Origin of the sequence: Rhodococcus cerastii, from assembly GCF_033042195.1 — a bacterium.
Taxonomy (GTDB): Bacteria; Actinomycetota; Actinomycetes; order Mycobacteriales; family Mycobacteriaceae; genus Rhodococcoides.
Genome location: NZ_JAWLKF010000003.1, coordinates 402031 through 422792, shown reverse-complemented (window position 1 = coordinate 422792; position 20762 = coordinate 402031). Strand labels below are relative to the sequence as shown.

Annotated in this window: 18 protein-coding genes; 14 read left to right on the top strand and 4 right to left on the bottom strand. The window is 65.5% G+C overall.

The features are described from left to right. Positions 1–56: 56 nt before the first annotated feature. Both R3P93_RS08840 and R3P93_RS08835 read left to right on the top strand, forming a co-directional pair. Positions 57–1214 carry an XdhC family protein gene (locus R3P93_RS08840; RefSeq protein WP_317532809.1) on the top strand — a complete coding sequence of 386 codons (1158 nt, stop codon included), beginning with the start codon at positions 57–59 and terminating at the stop codon, positions 1212–1214. A 209-nt stretch (positions 1215–1423) separates the two neighbouring features. Further along, positions 1424–3337: a cytochrome c oxidase assembly protein gene (locus R3P93_RS08835; RefSeq protein WP_317532876.1), complete on the top strand. Its 1914-nt coding sequence runs from the start codon at positions 1424–1426 to the stop codon at positions 3335–3337. 12 nt (positions 3338–3349) lie between these two features. Here R3P93_RS08835 and R3P93_RS08830 read toward each other — a convergent pair whose 3' ends face one another. Beyond that, entirely contained in the window at positions 3350–3775 is a 426-nt protein-coding gene (locus R3P93_RS08830) for a MarR family winged helix-turn-helix transcriptional regulator (RefSeq protein WP_317532808.1), read from the bottom strand. Positions 3776–3905: 130 nt separating this feature from the next. On the opposite strand from R3P93_RS08830, the gene R3P93_RS08825 reads away from it, so the two are divergent. The 8 genes from R3P93_RS08825 to R3P93_RS08790 all read left to right on the top strand — a co-directional run bounded on the left by R3P93_RS08825 (position 3906) and on the right by R3P93_RS08790 (position 15321). Further along, complete coding sequence (locus tag R3P93_RS08825) at positions 3906–5654, top strand: ABC transporter ATP-binding protein (protein WP_317532807.1); 1749 nt, start codon at positions 3906–3908, stop codon at positions 5652–5654. Positions 5655–5664: 10 nt separating this feature from the next. Continuing rightward, a complete protein-coding gene (locus R3P93_RS08820) occupies positions 5665–6297 on the top strand; it encodes an IMPACT family protein (RefSeq protein ID WP_317532806.1) in 633 nt (210 codons plus the stop codon). Between the two features lie 166 nt (positions 6298–6463). Continuing rightward, entirely contained in the window at positions 6464–6937 is a 474-nt protein-coding gene (locus R3P93_RS08815; RefSeq protein WP_269593755.1) for a single-stranded DNA-binding protein, read from the top strand. Between the two features lie 115 nt (positions 6938–7052). After that, positions 7053–8732, top strand: a complete 1680-nt coding sequence (gene ettA / locus R3P93_RS08810; RefSeq protein WP_032402531.1) for an energy-dependent translational throttle protein EttA — start codon at positions 7053–7055, stop codon at positions 8730–8732. Between the two features lies 1 nt (position 8733). Continuing rightward, positions 8734–9144 (top strand): acyl-CoA thioesterase, encoded by a 411-nt coding sequence (locus R3P93_RS08805; protein WP_149406259.1) that lies wholly within the window; start codon positions 8734–8736, stop codon positions 9142–9144. Between the two features lie 127 nt (positions 9145–9271). After that, a complete protein-coding gene (locus tag R3P93_RS08800; RefSeq protein WP_317532805.1) occupies positions 9272–14110 on the top strand; it encodes an NAD-glutamate dehydrogenase in 4839 nt (1612 codons plus the stop codon). Between the two features lie 64 nt (positions 14111–14174). After that, on the top strand, positions 14175–14639 hold the full coding sequence (locus tag R3P93_RS08795; RefSeq protein ID WP_317532804.1) for an acyl-CoA thioesterase: 465 nt from the start codon (positions 14175–14177) through the stop codon (positions 14637–14639). Further along, the gene (locus R3P93_RS08790) at positions 14632–15321 is read left to right on the top strand and encodes a hypothetical protein (RefSeq protein ID WP_037193180.1); all 690 of its coding nucleotides are present in this window, start codon (positions 14632–14634) and stop codon (positions 15319–15321) included. The genes R3P93_RS08795 and R3P93_RS08790 overlap by 8 nt, the downstream gene beginning before the upstream one ends. Here the strand turns inward: R3P93_RS08790 and R3P93_RS08785 are convergent. Further along, a complete protein-coding gene (locus tag R3P93_RS08785) occupies positions 15318–16901 on the bottom strand; it encodes a glycoside hydrolase family 13 protein (protein WP_317532803.1) in 1584 nt (527 codons plus the stop codon). The genes R3P93_RS08790 and R3P93_RS08785 overlap by 4 nt on opposite strands. 211 nt (positions 16902–17112) lie before the next feature. Between R3P93_RS08785 and R3P93_RS08780 the strand changes: the two genes are divergently transcribed. Continuing rightward, a complete protein-coding gene (locus R3P93_RS08780) occupies positions 17113–17580 on the top strand; it encodes a cupin domain-containing protein (RefSeq protein WP_149406255.1) in 468 nt (155 codons plus the stop codon). A 21-nt stretch (positions 17581–17601) separates the two neighbouring features. Here R3P93_RS08780 and R3P93_RS08775 read toward each other — a convergent pair whose 3' ends face one another. Both R3P93_RS08775 and R3P93_RS08770 read right to left on the bottom strand, forming a co-directional pair. After that, on the bottom strand, positions 17602–17997 hold the full coding sequence (locus R3P93_RS08775) for a globin (protein ID WP_317532802.1): 396 nt from the start codon (positions 17995–17997) through the stop codon (positions 17602–17604). Positions 17998–18047: 50 nt separating this feature from the next. Further along, positions 18048–19007: a mechanosensitive ion channel family protein gene (locus R3P93_RS08770; protein ID WP_317532875.1), complete on the bottom strand. Its 960-nt coding sequence runs from the start codon at positions 19005–19007 to the stop codon at positions 18048–18050. A 231-nt stretch (positions 19008–19238) separates the two neighbouring features. Between R3P93_RS08770 and R3P93_RS08765 the strand changes: the two genes are divergently transcribed. The 3 genes from R3P93_RS08765 to R3P93_RS08755 all read left to right on the top strand — a co-directional run bounded on the left by R3P93_RS08765 (position 19239) and on the right by R3P93_RS08755 (position 20697). Beyond that, positions 19239–19901 (top strand): HNH endonuclease, encoded by a 663-nt coding sequence (locus R3P93_RS08765; RefSeq protein ID WP_176460278.1) that lies wholly within the window; start codon positions 19239–19241, stop codon positions 19899–19901. An 81-nt stretch (positions 19902–19982) separates the two neighbouring features. After that, a complete protein-coding gene (ctaJ, locus tag R3P93_RS08760; protein ID WP_068052560.1) occupies positions 19983–20234 on the top strand; it encodes an aa3-type cytochrome oxidase subunit CtaJ in 252 nt (83 codons plus the stop codon). After that, complete coding sequence (locus R3P93_RS08755) at positions 20221–20697, top strand: DUF5130 family protein (protein WP_149406254.1); 477 nt, start codon at positions 20221–20223, stop codon at positions 20695–20697. Before ctaJ ends, R3P93_RS08755 begins: the two co-directional genes overlap by 14 nt. Positions 20698–20762: the final 65 nt, after the last annotated feature.

The window sequence follows — 20762 nt, the reverse complement described above, 5'->3', positions numbered from 1 at the left end:
GCAGCGGGAAAGCGGTGGTTTCGGAAGCGTTCCGACCCCAGGTCGAAGGAGGTGCTGTGCACGACATCCTCGACGACGCGCTGCGCACCTGGCAGTCCGGCGACGTGGCAGCGGTCGCGACCGTGGTCCGCACCTTCGATTCCGCGCCGCGTCCGGTCGGAGCGTCCATGCTCGTCGGTTCCGACGGTGCGGTGGCCGGTTCGGTCTCCGGCGGCTGCGTCGAAGGCGCGGTCTACGAACTCGCGCAGGACGTCATGCGCACCGGGGCTCCGGTGCTCACCCGATACGGGGTATCGGACGACGATGCGTTCGCCGTCGGGCTCACCTGCGGCGGAACGCTCGACGTGTTCGTCGAAGTGCTCACCCGACAGACGTTTCCCGAATTCGAGGCCCTCGTCGCGGACGTTCGCGCCAATGTGCCCGTGGCGATGGCGACAGTCGTCGCGCATGCCGATCCGGAACGGCTCGGCCGCAGGATCGTCGTCGGAGAATCGGGCACCCGAGGCTCGCTCGGCAGTGAGCGTGCCGACGCTGCCGTGGCCGACGATGCGAAAGGGCTTCTCGCCGCGGGCCGTTCGGCTGTCCTGACCTACGGGCCCGACGGCCAGCGACGGGGCGAGGGGATGGATGTGTTCGTCTCGAGCCACGCTCCGCCGCCGCGGATGCTGGTGTTCGGAGCCATCGATTTCGCTGCCGCGGTGGCGCAGCAGGGCGCATTCCTCGGGTACCGCGTCACGGTCTGCGACGCACGGGCAGTCTTCGCGACTCCGCAGCGGTTCCCCGCAGCCGAGCAGGTCGTGGTCGCGTGGCCGCACGACTATCTGTCCGCGCAGTTCGCGGCGGGGGAGGTGGACGAGCGGACGGTCGTCTGTGTGTTGACTCACGACCCCAAATTCGACGTGCCACTGCTCGAGGTGGCGTTACGCATTCCATCGCTGGCGTTCGTCGGCGCGATGGGATCGCGCCGAACCCATGACGACCGCATGGCTCGGTTGCGGGCTTCCGGTCTGACGGAGACGGAACTCACTCGTCTGGCCAGCCCGATCGGTCTCGATCTCGGCGCGCGCACCCCGCAGGAGACGGCCGTGTCGATCGCAGCGGAGATCATCGCCCACCGCTGGGGCGGTACCGGTGAACCGCTGCGCGCCCGAGACGGTCGCATCCATCACGACGCGACCGAGGCCGTGAGTACGGACAAGTACGACGCTGTGTAGGACTCGCGTTTCGAGTACTCCCGATCACCTCTTACTCTGGTGGTATGGCAACACCGGATCTCGAGAAGCCCGAACCCTCGACCGCTGAACTCCCGGCGGACGATGTCCGGGCGAACGACGGTTCGACGAACGACGATCCACGGTCGACCACGACGACGGTGTTCGCCACCGCAGGCGTCATCGCCGGTGTGGTCGCCGCACTCATCGTGATGCTCTCCGCCTCCGATGCACTGGTATTGCTCGGAATCCCGGATCCGGGCCCGGCCACCACGTACGGTCTGCCTGCGCTGAGGGCCATCGGCGAGATCGCCGCCGTCATCGCCATCGGATCCTTTCTGCTGGCCGCGTTCCTCGTACCGCCGCAGCAGAACGGGATTCTCGACGTCGACGGGTACCGCGCGGTCCGGACCGGTTCGGTGGCGTCGATCATCTGGGCCGTCTGCGCCCTGCTTCTGGTGCCCTTGACGTTGTCCGACACCTCGGGGCAGCCGTTCGCCGAGGCCATCAAACCGGCGAACCTGTGGATTGCGCTCGACCAGGTGGAGATCGCCAGTGCCTGGCGCTGGACCGCCATCATGGCCGTTGTGCTCGCCATCGCGTCGCGCACGGTGTTGCGGTGGGCCTGGACGCCCGCACTGCTCGGGTTCTCCCTCGCGACGCTGCTGCCGATCGCGCTGAGCGGACACTCCTCGGCAGGCGGCTCGCACGACATCGCCACCAACAGTTTGATCCTGCATCTCGGGGCCGCGTCGCTGTGGGCGGGCGGACTGTTCGCGCTGCTGGCGCACGTTCGCAGGCGTGGTGCACACGCCGATGTCGCGGCTCGCCGATTCTCCACGATCGCCGGAGTCTGTTTCGTGGTCATGGGCATCAGCGGCGTCATCAACGCCCTGGTCCGGGTTTCGCTCGCCGACCTGTTCACCACCACCTACGGCCTGCTGATCGTGGGCAAGATCGTCGCCCTGATCGTGCTGGGCGGCTTCGGCTGGATGCAGCGCCGCCGTGCCCTACCGGCACTGATCGCCGATCCCACGGCCCGCGGGCCGCTGCTCCGGTTCGCCGGTGCCGAGGTGCTGGTCCTCGCTGCGACCATCGGGCTGGCCGTCGGGCTCGGCCGCACACCTCCGCCGGCCGAGATCGACCCCAATCTCACGACCACGGAAGCGGCACTCGGGTACAACCTCAGTGGCCCGCCGACGTTCGCGCGCATGGCGCTGGACTGGCGCTTCGATCTGATCTTCGGCACCGCGGCAATCGTCATGGCCGTGGTGTACCTGATCGGCGTCCGCCGTCTGCGGCTGCGCGGAGACGCATGGCCCGTCGGCCGTACCGTCGCCTGGGTCCTGGGCTGCCTCACGCTGCTGATCAGTACGTCATCGGGTATCGGACGGTATTCCACGGCCGTGTTCAGCGTGCACATGACCGGGCACATGATGCTGTCGATGCTCGCGCCGGTTCTGCTCGCGCTCGGCGGTGCACTGACGTTGGCGTTGCGTGTCCTGCCCGCGGCAGGCAAGGACGGCGTCCCGGGGATGCGCGAGTGGTTGCTGATGGGCCTGCACAGTCGACTTTCGCAGTTCGTCACCCACCCGCTCGTCGCGGCGCTGATCTTCGTGGGCGGCTTCTACGTGCTCTACCTCGGCGGAATCTTCGGGGCCGTTCTCGACAGTCACGGCGCGCACCTGCTGATGAACCTGCACTTCGTGCTCAGCGGTTACCTGTTCTACTGGACCGTCATCGGAGTCGATCCGTCTCCGCGCAAGATCGCTCCGGTCACCAAACTCGCCGTCGTGTTCGGATCGCTGCCGTTCCATGCCTTCTTCGGAGTGGCTCTGATGAGCATGAACACCGTGATGGGTGGCTGGTTCTACCGGACGCTCGGGCTGGATTGGAACTCCGACCTGCTCGGAGATCAGAAGCTCGGCGGCGGAATCGCCTGGGCCACGGGCGAGGTTCCGCTGGTGCTCGTCATGCTGGCGTTGCTGATCCAATGGACCCGTAGCGACGATCGAGATGCCAGGCGCAGTGACCGCGCCGCCGAGCGCGATCACGATGCCGACCTGGCCGCGCACAACGCGATGTTCGCCGAGCTCGCCCGACGCGAACGGACCGGCGAGCAGTAGTACTCGGTCGGTTCAGCCGGTCTCGGCGATCTTGCTCAACAGTCGGTTCAGCTCGTCGCGTTCCGCGGGCTCGAGGCCGTCGAACATTTCCGACGACACCTGACGGCGCGCGTCGTCGATTCTGTCCAACAGCGCGCGGCCGGTGTCGGTCAGCTCGACCAGGACGGCTCGCCGATCGCTCGGATCCTGTTGCCGGATCACCAGGTGTGCCGTCTCGAGGGAGTCGACGATGTCGGTGGCCGATCGCGCGACGATGCGCAGGTGCTCGGCGAGATCGCGTAGTCGCATGGACTCCGGCTCGCGCGCCAACACGTGCAGAGCCCGACTCTGTGAGGGATTGAGGCCGAACGGTTCCAACGCAGTCATGTGGCTGCGCCGGATCTGCCGCGCGACGGCCATGAACTGCTCGCTCAGGTTGGGCGAGTGTCCGGTTTCCATGTACGGGATCATAGCGACGGTTGCTCACTACCTCATAGTGAGGTAACCTCTGCATATTACTTCAGCTACCACGGAGGTCTACTTGGAAAGCCGACCCGAACGTTCTCTCCTCGCGTCCGATCCAGCACCCGTGCGCCGAGTCCTGGCTCTGTTCACGCCCTACCGCCGCAAGATCGCCGTCGTCAGCGCGATCATCGTCGTCAGCGCGATCATCGCGCTCGCGTCCCCCTTGCTTCTCCGCGAACTCCTCGATCATGCGATACCCGACCGCGACGTCACGCTCGTCAGCCTGATCGCACTCGGCATGATCGCAGTTGCAGTCGCCACCAACACTCTCGGCGTCGTGCAGACCTGGATGTCCAACGGCGTCGGTCAGCGACTCATGCACGATCTACGCGTCCAGGTCTACTCACACCTGCAACGCCAATCCCTCGGATTCTTCGCACGCACTCGTACCGGCGAGGTGCAATCACGCATCGCCAACGACATCGGCGGCATGCAATCGGTGGTCACCAATACCGCAACGTCCATCGCGCAGAACGCGACGACCGTTGCCGCGACGGTGGTCGCACTCTTCCTGCTCGACTGGAAGCTCGCCACGTTCTCGTTGATCATCCTGCCGGTCTTCGTCCGTGTCGCCCGCCGCATCGGCGACGAGCGGCGCAAGATCTCCACCAAACGGCAGAAGCTGCTCAGCGACCTGTCGGTGCAGATCGAGGAATCACTCTCGGTCAGCGGCATTCTGCTGGGCAAGACCACCGGTTCCGCACAGGTGTTGACCGAGAAGTTCGCCGACCGATCCCACGAGGTCGCCGGCGTCGAACTCGCGGCGATGATGGCAGGGAAGTGGCGCATGGCCACGATCCAGATCAGCTTCGCCGTCATGCCTGCCCTGGTGTACTGGTTCGCCGGCATCACCATCGGGCAGGGGAGCGCACTGACGATCGGAACTCTGGTCGCGTTCACCGCTCTGCAGACCCAATTGTTCCGACCCACCATGCAATTGCTCAACACCGGCGTCGAGGTGCAGGCCTCGCTCGCCCTGTTCGGGCGAGTGTTCGAGTACCTCGATCTGCCGATCGACGTGGCCGAGCCCGCCCATCCGGTGGCGTTGCCTCGCGAGTCCGTCCGCGGAGACGTCGCCTTCCGTGCGGTGGACTTCACCTACACCTCGGCAACGGTTCCGACATTGAGCGGCATCGACCTCGAGGTCCCGGCAGGCAGCACGCTCGCTCTCGTCGGCGCAACCGGGTCCGGCAAGACGACTCTGGGCTATCTCGTTGCGCGGCTGCATGATCCGACGGCCGGATCGGTGACGATCGACGGCATCGACCTGCGGGAGATGGCGTCGGAGAACATCGCCGACCTGGTCGGCGTCGTCTCTCAGGAGACGTACCTGTTCCACGCCACCATTCGAGAGAACTTGCGATTCGCCAAACCCGACGCCACCGACGAGGAGATTTTCGCGGCGGCCCGAACGGCACAGATCCACGACTTCATCGACGGCCTCGACGACGGGTACGAGACCATGGTCGGCGAACGCGGATACCGGTTCTCGGGCGGTGAGAAGCAGCGCATCGCCATTGCCCGAACGGTGTTGCGCAATCCACCGATCCTGGTGCTCGACGAAGCGACCAGCGCCCTCGACAATCGCACCGAACGCGCAGTGCAAACCGCGCTCGACGGCCTGATGAACGGGCGAACGACCATCCTCATCGCGCATCGACTGTCCACGGTGCGCTCCGCGGACAGCATCGCAGTACTCGATCACGGCGTCGTTCGCGAGGTCGGAAGCCACGAATCCCTGTTGGAGAACGACGGCATGTACGCCCAATTGGTCCGAGCCGCAGACGATGTGGTGGACAGTGTTGCCGCATGAGTGAGACCGGGTGATCCCACTGCGTACCATCGCCGGTCGTGTCGAGTGCGAGATCGAGGTCAAGAAGTCGAGGTTTCTCGCGGTCGTCGATCGCGCGGCCACGGAAGCCGAGGCGCGAGCTGTGATCGAGGCGGCCCGCAAGGCCGATCCTGCTGCCGGACATCACTGTTCGGCGTTCATCGTCGATGTGTCGCCGCCGGATCCGCGCATCGAGCGGTCCAACGACGACGGTGAACCGAGCGGGACGGCAGGTACACCGATGCTCGACGTGCTGCGCGGGCATCACCTGACCAACGTCGTCGCGGTCGTCAGCAGATATTTCGGAGGAACCAAGCTGGGCACCGGCGGACTTGCCCGTGCCTACGGCGGAGCGGTGGCCGAGGCGTTGGCCGGTGCGATGTTCCTGACCCGGGAACGACGCGAGATCATGACTCTCGAACTCGACCATGCCGAGGTCGGTCGCGTGGAATCGGAATTACGCGGGCACGGGGTTTTCGTCGTCGGCACCTCCTACGGCGCGTCCGCGGTACTTACCGTCGCGGTTCCGGACGCCGATTCGACTGCGGCCCTGGTTGCTTTGCTCACTGCGGGGCGAGTGATCCCCGAGCTCGACGGCCACATGTACGCCGAAATTCCCGACTAGCACACGGTCCCGACATTCTCGGGTTGCGCGGGCCCCGATTCGGGTGCTTCATCCACAGGCCGGCCGGTTGTCCACATTTCGCCGACTCGTTCACCACGGACGTCTTCCGCGTAGCAGTGTCGATCTCGATCGCAACCACGCGACATCGATCGAGGGGGAACACACCATGTACGAAGCACAGTGCGCAGTTGTCGGAACGGTCATCACCAATCCCGTCAAGCGCTCCACACCCACCGGCGACGAGGTCCTCAGCTTCCGGATGGCCAGTAACGCCCGACGTCAGGATCGCAACACCGGCGAGTGGACCGACGGCGGAACCCTCTACCTGACGGTCACGTGCTGGCGTCGCCTCGTGCGCGGCGTCGGAGCATCGCTGATGAAGGGCGACCCGATCATCGCCTACGGGCAGCTGCGGACCAACGAGTACACCAACCGTGACGGGGTCGAACGCGCGGATCTCGAGATGCGGGCCAGCGCCGTCGGACCGGATCTCGCGCGCTGCAACGTCTCGATCCATCGGACGAAAGCGGTGGCACCCGAGGCTGCGACGGACGGCGATCCGGGAGCTACCGAACCTGTGGACGAGGATCGGGACCACGATCGCATCGAGGACGACGTGCGCGAGTCCGTTCCGGCTTGACGGTCTCCCGGCATCCGCCGTCCGCGCTGCATCGGAACCTCGATCGAGTGCGGGCGGCGGCTGCGCGCTCGGGCGGTGGTGCCGGAGACCCACTCGCACCGATAAGCTGGGCGTCATGGCTGAATTCATTTACACCATGAAGAAGGTGCGCAAGGCGCACGGCGACAAAGTCATCCTCGACGACGTGACGATGAGCTTCTATCCGGGAGCGAAGATCGGCGTCGTCGGCCCCAACGGCGCCGGTAAGTCCAGCATCCTCAAGATCATGGCGGGAATCGATCAGCCCGGAAACGGTGAGGCGTTCCTCGCTCCCGGTGCCTCGGTCGGCATCCTCATGCAGGAACCGGTCCTCGACGACACCAAGACCGTTCGCGAGAACGTCGAGGACGGTCTCGGCGAGACGATGGTCCAGCTCAAGCGGTACAACGAGATCGCCGAGTTGATGGCAACCGACTACTCCGACGAGCTGATGGAAGAGATGGGCGAGCTGCAGGAAAAGCTCGACCACGCCGATGCCTGGGAGATCGACTCCCAGCTCGAACAGGCCATGGACGCACTGCGCTGCCCGCCGCCCGAGTCGCCGGTCACCAACCTCTCCGGTGGTGAGAAGCGCCGCGTGGCGCTGTGCAAGCTGCTGCTGAGCAAGCCCGACCTGCTGCTGCTCGACGAGCCCACCAACCACCTCGACGCCGAGAGTGTGCTGTGGCTCGAACAGCACCTGGCCGCATACGCAGGCGCCATTCTCGCCGTCACTCACGACCGGTACTTCCTCGACCACGTCGCGCAGTGGATCGCCGAGGTCGACCGCGGACACCTGTACCCGTACGAGGGCAACTACTCCACGTACCTGGAAAAGAAGGCCGAGCGTCTCGAGGTCTCGGGCAAGAAGGACCAGAAGCTGCAGAAGCGCCTCAAGGACGAGCTCGCCTGGGTTCGTTCCGGTGCCAAGGCACGTCAGGCCAAGAGCAAGTCTCGTCTGGCTCGCTACGACGAGATGGTGGCCGAGGCCGAGAAGACCAGGAAGCTCGACTTCGACGAGATCCAGATCCCCAACCCGCCGCGCCTCGGCGACGTCGTGGTGGAGGTCAAGAGCCTGGACAAGGGCTTCGACGGCCGCGTGCTGATCAAGGATCTCTCGTTCACGTTGCCCCGCAACGGCATCGTCGGCGTCATCGGCCCCAACGGCGTCGGTAAGACGACGCTGTTCAAGACCATCGTCGGGCTCGAGGAGCCGGACGGCGGCGAGGTCAAGATCGGTCAGACCGTCAAGCTGAGCTACGTCGACCAGAACCGCTCGGGCATCGACTCGAAGAAGACGGTGTGGGAGACGGTCTCCGACGGTCTGGACTTCATCACCGTCGGCAGCTCCGAGTTCCCGTCGCGTGCGTACATCAGCTCGTTCGGGTTCAAGGGCCACGATCAGCAGAAGCCTGCCGGAGTGCTCTCCGGTGGTGAGCGGAACCGTCTGAACCTGGCGATGACGCTCAAGCAGGGCGGCAACCTGATCCTGCTCGACGAACCGACCAACGACCTCGACGTCGAAACGCTCGGATCTCTCGAGAACGCTCTCGAGGAATTCCCGGGCTGCGCCGTGGTCATCTCCCACGACCGGTGGTTCCTGGACCGCACCTGCACGCACATCCTGGCGTGGGAAGGTGGCTTCGGCGACAACGAAGCTGCCTGGTACTGGTACGAGGGCAACTTCGAGGGCTACGAGGCCAACAAGGTCGAACGCCTCGGACCCGACGCGGCTCGCCCGCATCGCGTCACGCACCGAAAGCTGACCAGAGACTGACATGCCGGCGAAAACCTTCACCTGCACACTTCAGGTGCGGTGGGGTGATTCCGACCGTCTCGGCCACGTCAACAACACCCGGTTCGTCGAATACCTCCAGGAGGGCCGCGTTCAGTTCCTGAACGCGGTCTTCGGGGGTCCGGGTGTGCGCGGCGCAGCGGTGGTGCGGAAACTCACCACCGATTTTCTGCATCCGATTCTCGACGACTCGGGTCCGCTGACGATCGAGCTGTGGATCACCCGCATCGGGACCACCTCGTACGGCGTCCGGCACGTGGTGACCGACCGGGACGGAAAAGTCTGCGCGGATGCCGAAGCACTGATGGTTGCCTTCGATCTCGCGACGTCTTCCTCTCGTCCTTTGTCGGAGGACGAGAGGAACCTTCTCGCGGAGTATCTCGTCGCGAAGTAGTTCGCCACGCGCCGGCTCAGCGAGGTCACTGCGGTAAAAGGGTGTTCGACACTAAGGTCGAGGAGTCATCGACGACCGGCGATCGGCGGGCGTCGGGAAAATCCTCACGAGGGAGTACTCGAACACCATGCCACGCTCGCTGGACCTGCCCGACAACGACTGGGCCGACGGCCTCGACGACCGACTCCTGGCCGAGCTGGCGACACTGCAAGCCGAGTATTTCGAGCACGTGGACACGACGGCCGTCGGAGCGTCCGCACACACTCCCGACACCACGTCCTTTCACCGGCACGTCCGGTTGGCCGCTCAGCGGCTGCCCGAGACCGCGAACGTAGCGGTGCACCGACCCAGCGAGTCGAGTTCGGCCGCCCATCAGGCCGCGGGCAGCTATCTGCAGATCGTCACCGACGACATGCCGCTCCTCGTCGAGTCGGTCATCTCGCTGCTGTCCCGACTCGGCATCGAGTACACCGACGTGGTCCATCCCATTCTGTCGGTCGCCCGCGACGCGGACGGCGAGCTGACGGGTCCGATCGCCGACGGTCGACGCGAATCCTGGATTCACGTCCAGCTGCATCCGTCCACGTCCGCGGAGGCCCTCGACCGCGTGGAGTCGGAGGCGAGCCGGGTGTTGGCCGACGTGCGTCAGGTCGTCGGCGACACCGAGCGCATGCGTCGGGTACAGGCCGAGGTCGCCGATCTGCTCGACGGCGCGGCCGAGCGGGCCGGTGATGCGGAGTCCGACACCGCCGTCGAACATCGCGACGCAGCCGCGTTGCTGCGCTGGCTCGGCGACGGTCACTACACGCTCCTCGGCTACCGCCGGTACCGGCTCGGCGGCGTCGACGGTGCACGGACGGCCACCGGCGAGGAGTCGAGCAGCCTCGGGGTGTTGCGCGACGCGGCCCACGACGTGCACGGTTCGGAGCCGCTCGGTCAGCGCGACCTGGTCGCCCTGACGCAGGGAGCGAGTCCGGCGACGGTGCACCGCGCCGTCTACCCCTACTTCGTCAGTGTTCTCGACGCCGAGAACTCCGCCGAACACCGTTTCGTCGGCGTCTTCACCGTGACGGCGCTGCACGAGAACGTGCTCGACATTCCGGTGATCGAGCGTCGGGTGCGCTCGGTGATCGCCCGGGCCGGCCATGATCTCGGGTCGTTCTCGGGTCAGGCGATGCTCGAAGTGCTGCAGTCGATGCCGCGCTCGGAACTGTTCGCCACCTCGGCGTCCTGGCTGTTCGAGACCGCGAGTGCTGTTCTGGCACTGGGCCGTCGGCGCAAGGTCAAGCTGTTCGTGCGGCCCGATGCCGGCGGATCCTTCGTCTCCGCCCTGGTGTACCTGCCGCGAGATCGCTACACCACCCGTGTTCGGCTGGCCATTCAGGATCGGCTGCTCCGTGAGCTCGGCGGCACTTCTCTCGACTACACGGCGCGCGTGACGGAATCGGACCTGGCGCTGCTGCACGTGACCGTCCGCCGCACGCCGGGAACGGCATCGACGGAGCTGGCCGCCGAGGACATCACCCGGATCGAGGCGGCTCTCACCGACACCACCAGAACCTGGGAGGACGCCCTCGGCGACGCGGTCTCGCTGGACCGCACCGTGGACCCGCTGCGGATTCAGCGCTACACAGAGGCTTTCCCCGAGGCCTACAAGCAGGACTTCAGTCCGGCTCGGGCCGTGACCGACATCGCTCGCCTCGAAGGGCTCGGCGACGAGTCGATCGACATGCAGCTCTACCGCCACGAGCAGTCGGCCGTGGGTAGCTGGCGGTTCTCGCTGTACATCGGCGGCGCGGGTGTCTCGCTGTCGCAGGTGTTGCCCATCCTGCAGAGTCTCGGCGTCGAGGTCGACGACGAACGGCCGTACCCTGTGGTGCGGCCGGACGGAATGTCGTGCTGGATCTACGATTTCGGGCTCTCTGCCTCGCGCGAGATGCTGCGTTCGGCAATCGACGGTGACATCGACGCGGAGTTGTCCGAGGCGGGCACCGCCGATCGCGAGAGTCGAGTGCAGCACCGATTCACCGATGCGTTCGCGGCGGTGTGGAGCGGCGAGGCCGAGGCCGACCGGTTCAACGAGCTGGTCATGCGCGCCGGCCTGCACTGGCGGCAGGCAGTGGTGTTACGCGCGTACGCGAAGTACTTGCGCCAGGCCGGTTTTCCCTACAGCCAGTTCAACATCGAGGGTGTGCTGCTGACACACCCGCGCACTGCGCGGCTGCTCGTCGGGTTGTTCGAGGCGCAGTTCGATCCCGAGGCGAGTTCGGAGGAGAACGCGCAGTCGATCGGCACCCAGCTGGGTGAACTGATCGACCAGGTCGTCAGTCTCGACGCCGACCGAATTCTGCGCAGCATGTTCGAGTTGATCCGCGCGACCCTGCGCACCAACTACTTCGTGGTGGGGGTCGACGGCGAACATCGCGAGTACCTCTCGCTCAAGTTCGATCCGCAATCGATCGCCGAATTGCCCAAGCCGAAGCCGAAGTTCGAGATCTTCGTGTACTCGCCCCGCGTCGAAGGTGTGCACCTGCGATTCGGAGCCGTTGCCCGCGGCGGACTGCGCTGGTCGGATCGACGTGAGGACTTCCGGACCGAAATCCTCGGACTCGCCAAAGCCCAGATGGTCAAGAACGCCGTCATCGTGCCGGTCGGAGCCAAGGGCGGATTCGTCGTCAAGAGGCCCCCTGCCGTGACCGGTGACGCCGATCGAGATCGCCAGGCCCACGCCGAGGAAGGCAAGGCCTGCTACCGCCTGTTCATCGCCGGGCTGCTCGACATCACCGACAATCTCGACCGCGCTACCGGAACGGTGACGGTTCCCACCGGAGTCGTGCGCCGCGACGGAGACGACACCTATCTCGTCGTTGCCGCGGACAAGGGCACCGCGACCTTCTCGGACATGGCCAACGACGTTGCCGCGAAATACGGTTTCTGGCTCGGCGACGCCTTCGCGTCCGGTGGTTCGGCGGGCTACGACCACAAAGCCATGGGCATCACCGCCAAGGGTGCGTGGGAGAGCGTCAAACGCCACTTCCGTGAGCTCGGAATCGACACGCAGAGCCAGGGTTTCACAGTCGTCGGCGTCGGCGACATGAGCGGGGACGTGTTCGGCAACGGCATGTTGCTCAGCCGGCACATTCGCCTGCTCGCCGCGTTCGATCACCGGCACATCTTTCTCGATCCCGACCCCGAGCGTGAGTCCTCGTTCGCCGAACGGGAGCGGTTGTTCGCACTGCCGCGGTCGTCGTGGGCGGACTACGACACCTCGCTCATCAGTGCGGGCGGCGGCGTGTGGGAGCGGACGCGCAAGTCGGTCCCGATCAGTGCGGCGGCGCGCGCTGCCCTCGGGCTGGGGGATTCCGTGGTCGCGCTGTCACCACCGGAGCTGGTGAACGCGATCCTTCGGGCCCCGGCCGATCTGCTGTGGAACGGCGGAATCGGTACGTACATCAAGGCGTCCACCGAAACCAATGCCGAGGTCGGTGACAAGGCCAACGACACGGTGAGGGTCGACGGAATCGACGTGCGCGCCGCCGTGGTGGGGGAGGGTGGCAACCTCGGAGCCACCGCACTGGGCCGCATCGAATACGCCGCTGCCGGAGGCAAGATCAACACCGATGCCGTCGACAACTCCGCGGGTGTCGACTGCTCCGATCACGAGGTCAACATCAAGATCCTGTTGGAGACGGCCATCACCAACGGCAACCTCGCGCGCGAGGATCGGGACGAGCTGCTCGCGTCCATGACCGACGAGGTGGGCCGGCTGGTGTTGTGGGACAACATCATGCAGAACGAACTGCTCGGCACCTCCAGGTTCGACGCACCGAGCCTGGTCACCGTGCACAGTCGGGTGATCGAGGATCTGGAAGTGCGCCGAGGTCTCGACCGCGAGCTGGAGGCGCTACCGACCGAGGCGGATCTACGGCGTCGCAAGCAGGACGGCCGCGGGCTGACCTCGCCGGAACTCGCGACGTTGATGGCTCACGTGAAGCTGGCGTTGGAGGCGGAACTGCTCGACAGCGAACTGCCCGACAGTGACGTCTTCGCTCCGCGGCTGCCCAAGTATTTCCCCGAGCCGCTGCGAGAGCCGTATGCCGCCGCGATCACCACGCATCCTCTCCGGCGGCAGCTGGTGGCCACGACGCTGGCCAACGAGGCCATCGACTGCGGCGGCATCACGTTCCCCTACCGATTGACCGAGGATTCGGGTGCAGCAGGCACCGACGCCATCCGTGCCTTCGCCGCCGCCACCGAGATATTCGGACTCGACGAGGTGTGGAACTCGATCAGGGCCGCGGACGTGCCGACTGCGGTCTCGGCCGAACTGTTGCTCGAGTCGCGTCGCATGCTCGACCGTGTCTCGCGCTGGCTGCTCGCCAACCGTCCGCAGCCGCTGGCCGTCGGCGCCGAGATCAGTCGGTACGCCGGTCAGGTGCGGGCACTGCAACCGTCGGTGTCCAGGTGGATCTCCGGGCATCAAGCCAGCGACCTGGACTCTCGATCGGCTGCGGCGATCGAACGCGGCGCGCCGGCCGAGCTGGCGCGCCGGATCTACGGCTTGCTCGATGTGTACTGCCTACTCGACATCATCGATATCGCCGACATCGTCGACCGGGACGGAGCCGAGGTCGCCGAGCTCTACTTCGCCCTCGATGCGCACATCGGTATCGACTGGTTGCTCACCGCGGTGTCCAAGCTGGCCCGCGGAGACCGTTGGCATTCCTTGGCGCGCTTGGCTCTTCGCGACGATCTGTATTCCTCGTTGCGGGGAATCACCCAGGCGGTGCTTGCGGGCGGCGAGCCGGACGAGTCGGTCGCGGAGAAGATCGCCGAATGGGAGTCGACCAACTCGTCTCGTCTGGCGAGGTCTCGTGCGGCGTTGACCGAAATCGCCGAGTCGGGAACCCTCGACCTGGCCACCCTGTCGGTCGCTGCCCGACAGGTCCGCAACATGGTGCCCTGACCTTCAGCACCACATCGCCACGGGCGATACCGCCGATACTCGACCGAGAAGAGGAAACGACCACGTGAGTGTGCCCGACGCCCATCTGTCCGACAAGCGACCTGAAACCGAGCGAGTGGGCTTTCATGCCACCGTGGACGTGCGGTGGTCGGACATGGATGTGTATCAACACATCAACCATGCCCGGATGGTCACTCTTCTCGAAGAGGCACGCATTCCCTGGCTGTTGGTGGACGGGAGGCCGACGGCGAACCTGCGCCACGGCGCGGTGATCGCGGATCTGCACGTGAAGTATCGAGGCCAGCTCCGGCACGAGGACGGCCCCCTCGATGTGTTCATGTGGATCGACGCGGTGCGGGCGGTGGACTTCGTCGTCGGATACGAGGTACGAGCCCGGGGAGCGTCGTTGGACACTCCCGCGGCCGTGGTGGCCTCGACGCAGATCGCGGCGTTCGATATCGATGCGCAGCGGTTGCGTCGGCTCACCCCGACCGAGCGTGAGTTTCTCCTGAGCTGGCAGCGTGTATGAGCGCGTACTGACCGTGCCCGATGCGGTCGAGCGGGAGAACCTCGCGACGTTCTGCACCAGGGCGCTGCGTCTGGACGAAGCTGCGGTGATCCGTATGCGGACCCGTGCGGGCGGCGGTGTGTCCTGCTGGGCCGCAACGGGTTTCGATGCGCTCGCGGCTCGGGTGATCACCGGAACCGTGGTGCCCGACGACACCAGCGCCGGTGCCGACGTGTTGGTCGCGGCAGTCCAGCAGGCGGTCGACGGTGTGATCGACCCGGGATTCTCGATGGATTCCGCCTGGCGCGGTGCCCTGCCGCCGGACGGCGGATTCGGCCACGTCGACGATGTGCCCGCCAGGGTGCTCGTGGAGCTCGCGCAACGGGGCGTCGCGCTGGCCAAGGAACACGGCAGCAGTCACGGACCGCCGAGTTCGTTGCTCGAACAGGAAGTTCTGCACGTCGCGGGCGACAGCGACGACGTCTCGATTTCCATGCGAACGGTATTCGCGCTCACCGCAATGGGTTTCGTTCCACACAGTGGCACCGATCCGATGACAGTCGACGTGGACCCGGATCGGATCGCGCCCGACGAGGTGGTTCGTGTGCGGGTGTCGAAGGTCTGGCTACGCCTCGATGCCCGCTACGGCTCGGTCTTCGCTCGTCGCGCGGGACAGCAGTTGTCGCTCACCGTCGAGCGTTAGACGAGCCACGCAGCAGCGTTCGCCGGAAGCCTGCCGTCCACCAGCGGAGCACTGGCCAGCAACAACTCGCCGGGAGGCAGCGGGATCGACTCGTCCGACGCGTTCAAGGCGCAGATCAGGCCACCGCGTCGACGAAATGCCAGGCAGCCGGGAGGAGATCCGTACCAGTCGACTCCGCTACCGGTGAATTCCGGACGTAGAGCCCGCAGCTCGAACGCCGTCCGATAGAGGCTCAGCATCGAATCGACGTCTTCGAGTTGCGCCTCGGCGGTGTACCCGTCCCATTCGGGCGGCATCGGCAACCAGGTTCGATCGGTGGAGGAGAACCCGAACGGTGGTGTGTGCCCCTCCCACGGCATCGGCACTCGGCAGCCGTCGCGGCCACGCTCGGCGTGCCCGGATCGCTCCCACACCGGGTCCTGCAACGCACTGTCGGGCAGTTGTACGTTCGGCAGCCCCAGTTCGGCACCGTTGTACACGAAAATCGTTCCGGGAAGGGCTAATTCGACGAGGATCATGGCGCGCGAGCGCGCCCGACCGAGGTCCCCACCGCCGTACCGGGTGACCTCACGCTCGACGTCGTGATTCGACAGCGTCCACGTCGGAGTTCCGTCGACCAGTTCCACTGCGGCAAGGGAATTGGAGATGGCATCGCGGATGGTTGCGGCGTCGAAATCGACACTGGCCAGCCGGAAGTTGAAACCCAGGTGCAGCTCGTCGGGCCTGATGTACTCGGAGAAGCGCACGTTGTCCTGCACCCAGATCTCGCCCACGGTCACCGCTTCGGGGTATTCGTCCATGACGGCTCTGATGCGTCGATGCAGGTCGTGGACCCGAGGATTGTTGAACCGGGGATCGTCGTCGTCGTTCTTCATCAACGCGTTGAGTTCGAGACTCATGTCGGCCAGGTCGACGGGTTTGGCCATACCGTGTGCCACATCGAGCCGGAAGCCGTCGACGCCGCGGGAAAGCCAGAATCTCAGGGTGCGCGCGAAGTCGTCGAACACCTCCGGGTTGTTCCAGTTCAGATCCGGTTGCTCGGGCGCGAAGATGTGCAGGTACCACTGGCCGGGGGATCCGTCGGGCTCGGTGATCCGGGTCCAGGCCGGGCCACCGAAGATGCTCGGCCAGTTGTTCGGCGGCTGCGCGCCGTCGTCACCTCGTCCGTCTCGAAAGATGTAGCGGGCTCGCTCGGCGCTACCGCGGGCCGCCGCCAGGGCCGATCGGAACCACGAGTGCTCGCTGCTGGTGTGATTGGGCACCAGATCCATCGTGACCTTGATGTCGCGCGCATGAGCTTCGTCGACCAACGCGTCGAAGATCTCCAGGTTGCCGAACAGGGGGTCGATGTCACGCGGATCCGACACGTCGTACCCGTGATCGGCCATGGGCGACCGGGTGATGGGTCCGATCCAGACTGCGTCGATTCCCAGCAGCTCCAGGTAGCCGAGCTTGTCGCGAATTCCGTCGAGGTCACCGATGCCGTCACCGTTGGAGTCCGCGAACGAGCGGGGATAGATCTGGTAGAAGACGGCGTCCTGCCACCACAACAGCTCGGAGCTTTCGATCGGATCGGTCACAAGGGGCAATAGTGCCAAACGATCGGCCGCAGAACGATTCAGGGGCGTTCGGGCACGACAGGAGGCAGCCTCGTAGGTCAACGAACAGTAAAGCTTTGTGCTCATTCACATGACCGACTCCTGCCGGTTCGTTGGGAAAGTGTTGTATGTTCTGCTCCTGGAACCAGTAGCGGCGGAAGCCGCGCCCGACGGTGAGGACGCGACGGAAACCATGATCACTTCGACCATCGAAGCCGTACGACTCGGCGATATCGCGCTGAACGACAGCCCCATCGAGCCGACCTGGATTCTCGAAGGAAACCCGCAGGCTCGCCTCGCCGAGTGGTCGAAGAGCATCGACGGCACCACCACCACCAACGTGTGGGACTGCACGGCAGGACGTTTCCGGTGGTACTTCGCCGTCGACGAGATCGTGCACATCATGGACGGTTCGGTGACCGTGTCGAGTGAGGATCACGCACCGCGCACCCTGCTTCCCGGCGATGCCGCACTGTTCCGTGCGGGCACCTGGTCGGAGTGGCACGTGGAGAACTACGTACGCAAGCACGCCATCCTGCGCCAGCACCTACCCGCTCCCATGAGCTTCGCGCTCAAGGTGGCCGGCTCCGTTCGCGCGCGGGTGGGCAAGCTCAAGGTCGCCGTCGGTGGCAAGAGCCCGCAGCGCGTCGGATCGCTGTAGCCCGCTGCGCTTTCGGGGCCGTCAGATCGCCGAGTTCATCATCGAATTGGCGGCCATCTCCATGTAGTCGATCAACTGGGCTCGGTGCGCGGAGTCCATGACCTCGGGGGCGATCGACGCGATCGCGATGTGCATGCAGCGCAGCCACGCGTCTCGCTCCATCGGTCCGATCCGAAACGGGTTGTGGCGCATGCGAAGTCGAGGATGGCCGCGCTCGTCGGAGTAGGTTCGGGGACCGCCCCAGTACTGCTCGAGAAACATCCGCATCCGCCGTTCGGCCGGTGCCAGATCCTCCTCGGGGTACAACGGCCGCACTATCTCGTCCTTGGCGACTTCCTCGTAGAACTTCGCCGTGAGTGACCGGAACGTCTCGGCACCGCCTACCGCGTCGTAGAACGTCTGCTGCTGTTCGGTCATCACACTCTCTCTGTTCGTTCCTGGTCGGCGTCGGTCACGTTCATTGTCCCTCAGCTGCCTCGCTCGGCCACGACCCCACCCGGGCGACCCAGTGCGTACGGTGCCTTGATGTCGGCATCGTCGAACGCCTGGAGGATCTCCTGGTGCAGTCTGCGCTGTACGGCCCACTGGCGTCCGGGGCGGGTCTTGATCGTGATGCGGATGGTGACGGTGTCGGCGCTGACCGCGTTGACACCGAGCATCTCGGGCGGTTCGAGAATGTCATCGGCGAAGTCCTTCGATTCCACCACCGTCAGCGTGGTGCGTTCGGCGACTGCGCGGGCCTCGTCGATGTTGGCCGTGTGGGAGACGGGCAGATCCAGCACGGCGACCGCGAAGCCCTGGCTCATGTTGCCCACGCGCAGCACCTCGCCGTTGCGGCAGTACCACACGGTGCCGTTGACATCCCTGATCGTCGTGACGCGTAGCCCGACGCTCTCGACCGTGCCGGTCGCTTCACCGAGGTCGACGACGTCGCCCACCCCGTACTGGTCCTCGAGGAGCATGAAGATGCCCGACAGAAAATCTCGGACCAGATTCTGCGCACCGAAGCCGAGGGCGACGCCGACGATTCCGGCCGAGGCGATGAACGGAGCGACGTTGACCCCCACGACGTCGAGCACCGACAGCACGAACCACGTGAGAATCATGACCGAGACGGCGGACTTGAGCACCGAGCCGATCGTGTTGGCACGCTGTTTGCGTCGCTCGTTGAGAATCGCGCCCTTGACGGTGCTCGACGAACGCTCGCGCAGCGGACGCAGCAGCGTCGGAGACTTCCCGACGTTGTTGCGGGTGAATCGATCGATCAGTTTGTGCAGGACGAGGCGCAGCACGATGGCGAGGGCCAGATAGCCAAGGGCCTGCAGCGGACGATCGACCAACCAGTCGCGTCCGGTCTCCGTCAGCTCGAACGCTCGGGTGTCGAGATCTCGCAACAGCGACGGTTCGGAGAGGGACGATGCGGACAGGAAGGTTGATACAGACACCCGAAAAGTCTACGGAGACGCAGAAATCTTGCCAGTCACGCAGCGCATGAAGCCGTCGTTCGTCGTTCGTGAACGCGAGGATGCGAGATGTTCACCGATCGGCAACAGAAAATGCCGGGAAAAAGGCTGTGCGAGGAGGGTGCATTCGTGTTCCACTGTGACTCGTGTTCCACGCAAGCCATGCGCGGGCGCCGACTGTTTCTGGAGCAACGCATGAAGAACTCGCAACACCGCCATCGACAACTCCCGCCCACTGAGGGCCGCACCACGCACGACCAGCGTGAGACGGCCTCGGGGGCTTCTCCGCTGCGTGTGGTGCCGACGGCCCACAGTGCCACGGGCGACGACGCCGTACCGGCGTGGGTCAAGCGCCGTGTGCTGCTCCTCAATGCCACATTCGAACCACTGACCGCGCTTCCGATGCGCCGGGCGGTGGTTCTTCTCGTTTGTGGGAAGGCCGATGTGGTGCACGACGATCCGGAGGGGCCGTTCATCCGGTCGGCCGACCGCTCGGTGCAGGTGCCGTCGGTGATCAGACTGCGGACGTTCGTCCGTGTTCCGTATCGAGCCCGGGTACCCATGACACGACAGGCGCTGATGCACCGCGATCGGTTCCGGTGCGCATACTGCGGAAGCAAGGCCGAGACCGTCGACCACGTGGTTCCGCGTAGCCGCGGAGGTGGCCACTCGTGGGAGAACTGTGTCGCCTGCTGCGCCTCGTGCAACCATCGTAAAGCGGACAAACTGCTCAGCGAGATCGGCTGGACGTTGCGCGCCCAGTTGGTGCCGCCGAAGGGTCCGCACTGGCGACTGTTGGCGACGACGAAGGAGCTGGATCCCAGTTGGCTCGCGTACCTCGGTGAGGGCGCTGCCTGACTCGGGCACGCCTGCACTTTTCGGTCACAACACCGGCCCCGACGTGGTCCGACGCGCAATTGTCGACTAACGTCACACCCTGTGAGCATTTTTGAGACCACGCTGATATTCGGGGTGATTCCGGTTGCGGTGATCGGACTCCTCGGCGCGTTGTCCTACTTGACCGACAAGCAGCCCGGTATGGACGTTCCGCCCTACCGACTGACGGACGAGTGGACGCGCGAGCCATTGCTGTGGACTGCTACGGACGAGGTGACTCCTTTCGGAGGTCACGGTTCGCACGGTGCCGACACAGCCGACTCGATCGGAGGTTCCGCAAGTGGCAAGTGGTGAACTCGTCCGCAGTGACGTCAGAGAAGAAGACCTGCCCGTGGGTGCTGCCCTCACCGCGAGCGGCCGCATCTCGGCTGCTCACGAATTCGGGACGACCAACCCAGAGCACCTGCCGTTCGCGACGCAGGACCTGGTTGCACTCGACGATGCACTCACGCAGGCGATTCGACAGACCAAGATCCGGTTCAACGTCTACATCGGTGATCTCGGCGTCGATCCCGCTGCGGGTGCGGATTCGGTGTTCCCCGGCACACCCGATGCCATCCGTTCGGTCCTGATCGCCGTCGACCCCAATCGGCATGCTCTCGAGATCCGCACCGGCAGGCGAGTGTCCAACCGTGCGACCGACCGGGTTGCACAGTTGGGTGTCACCGCCGCGCTCGGTCCGTTCCGCGACGGCAATCTCATCGACGGTCTGGTCACGGCCGTCCGGGTGATGACCGCATCCATCCTCAGCCCGTAACTCTTCACCTCCCTACCGCGCTTCCACGACGAGGGCCGGTTGTCCACCTCGCGGTGGGCAACCGG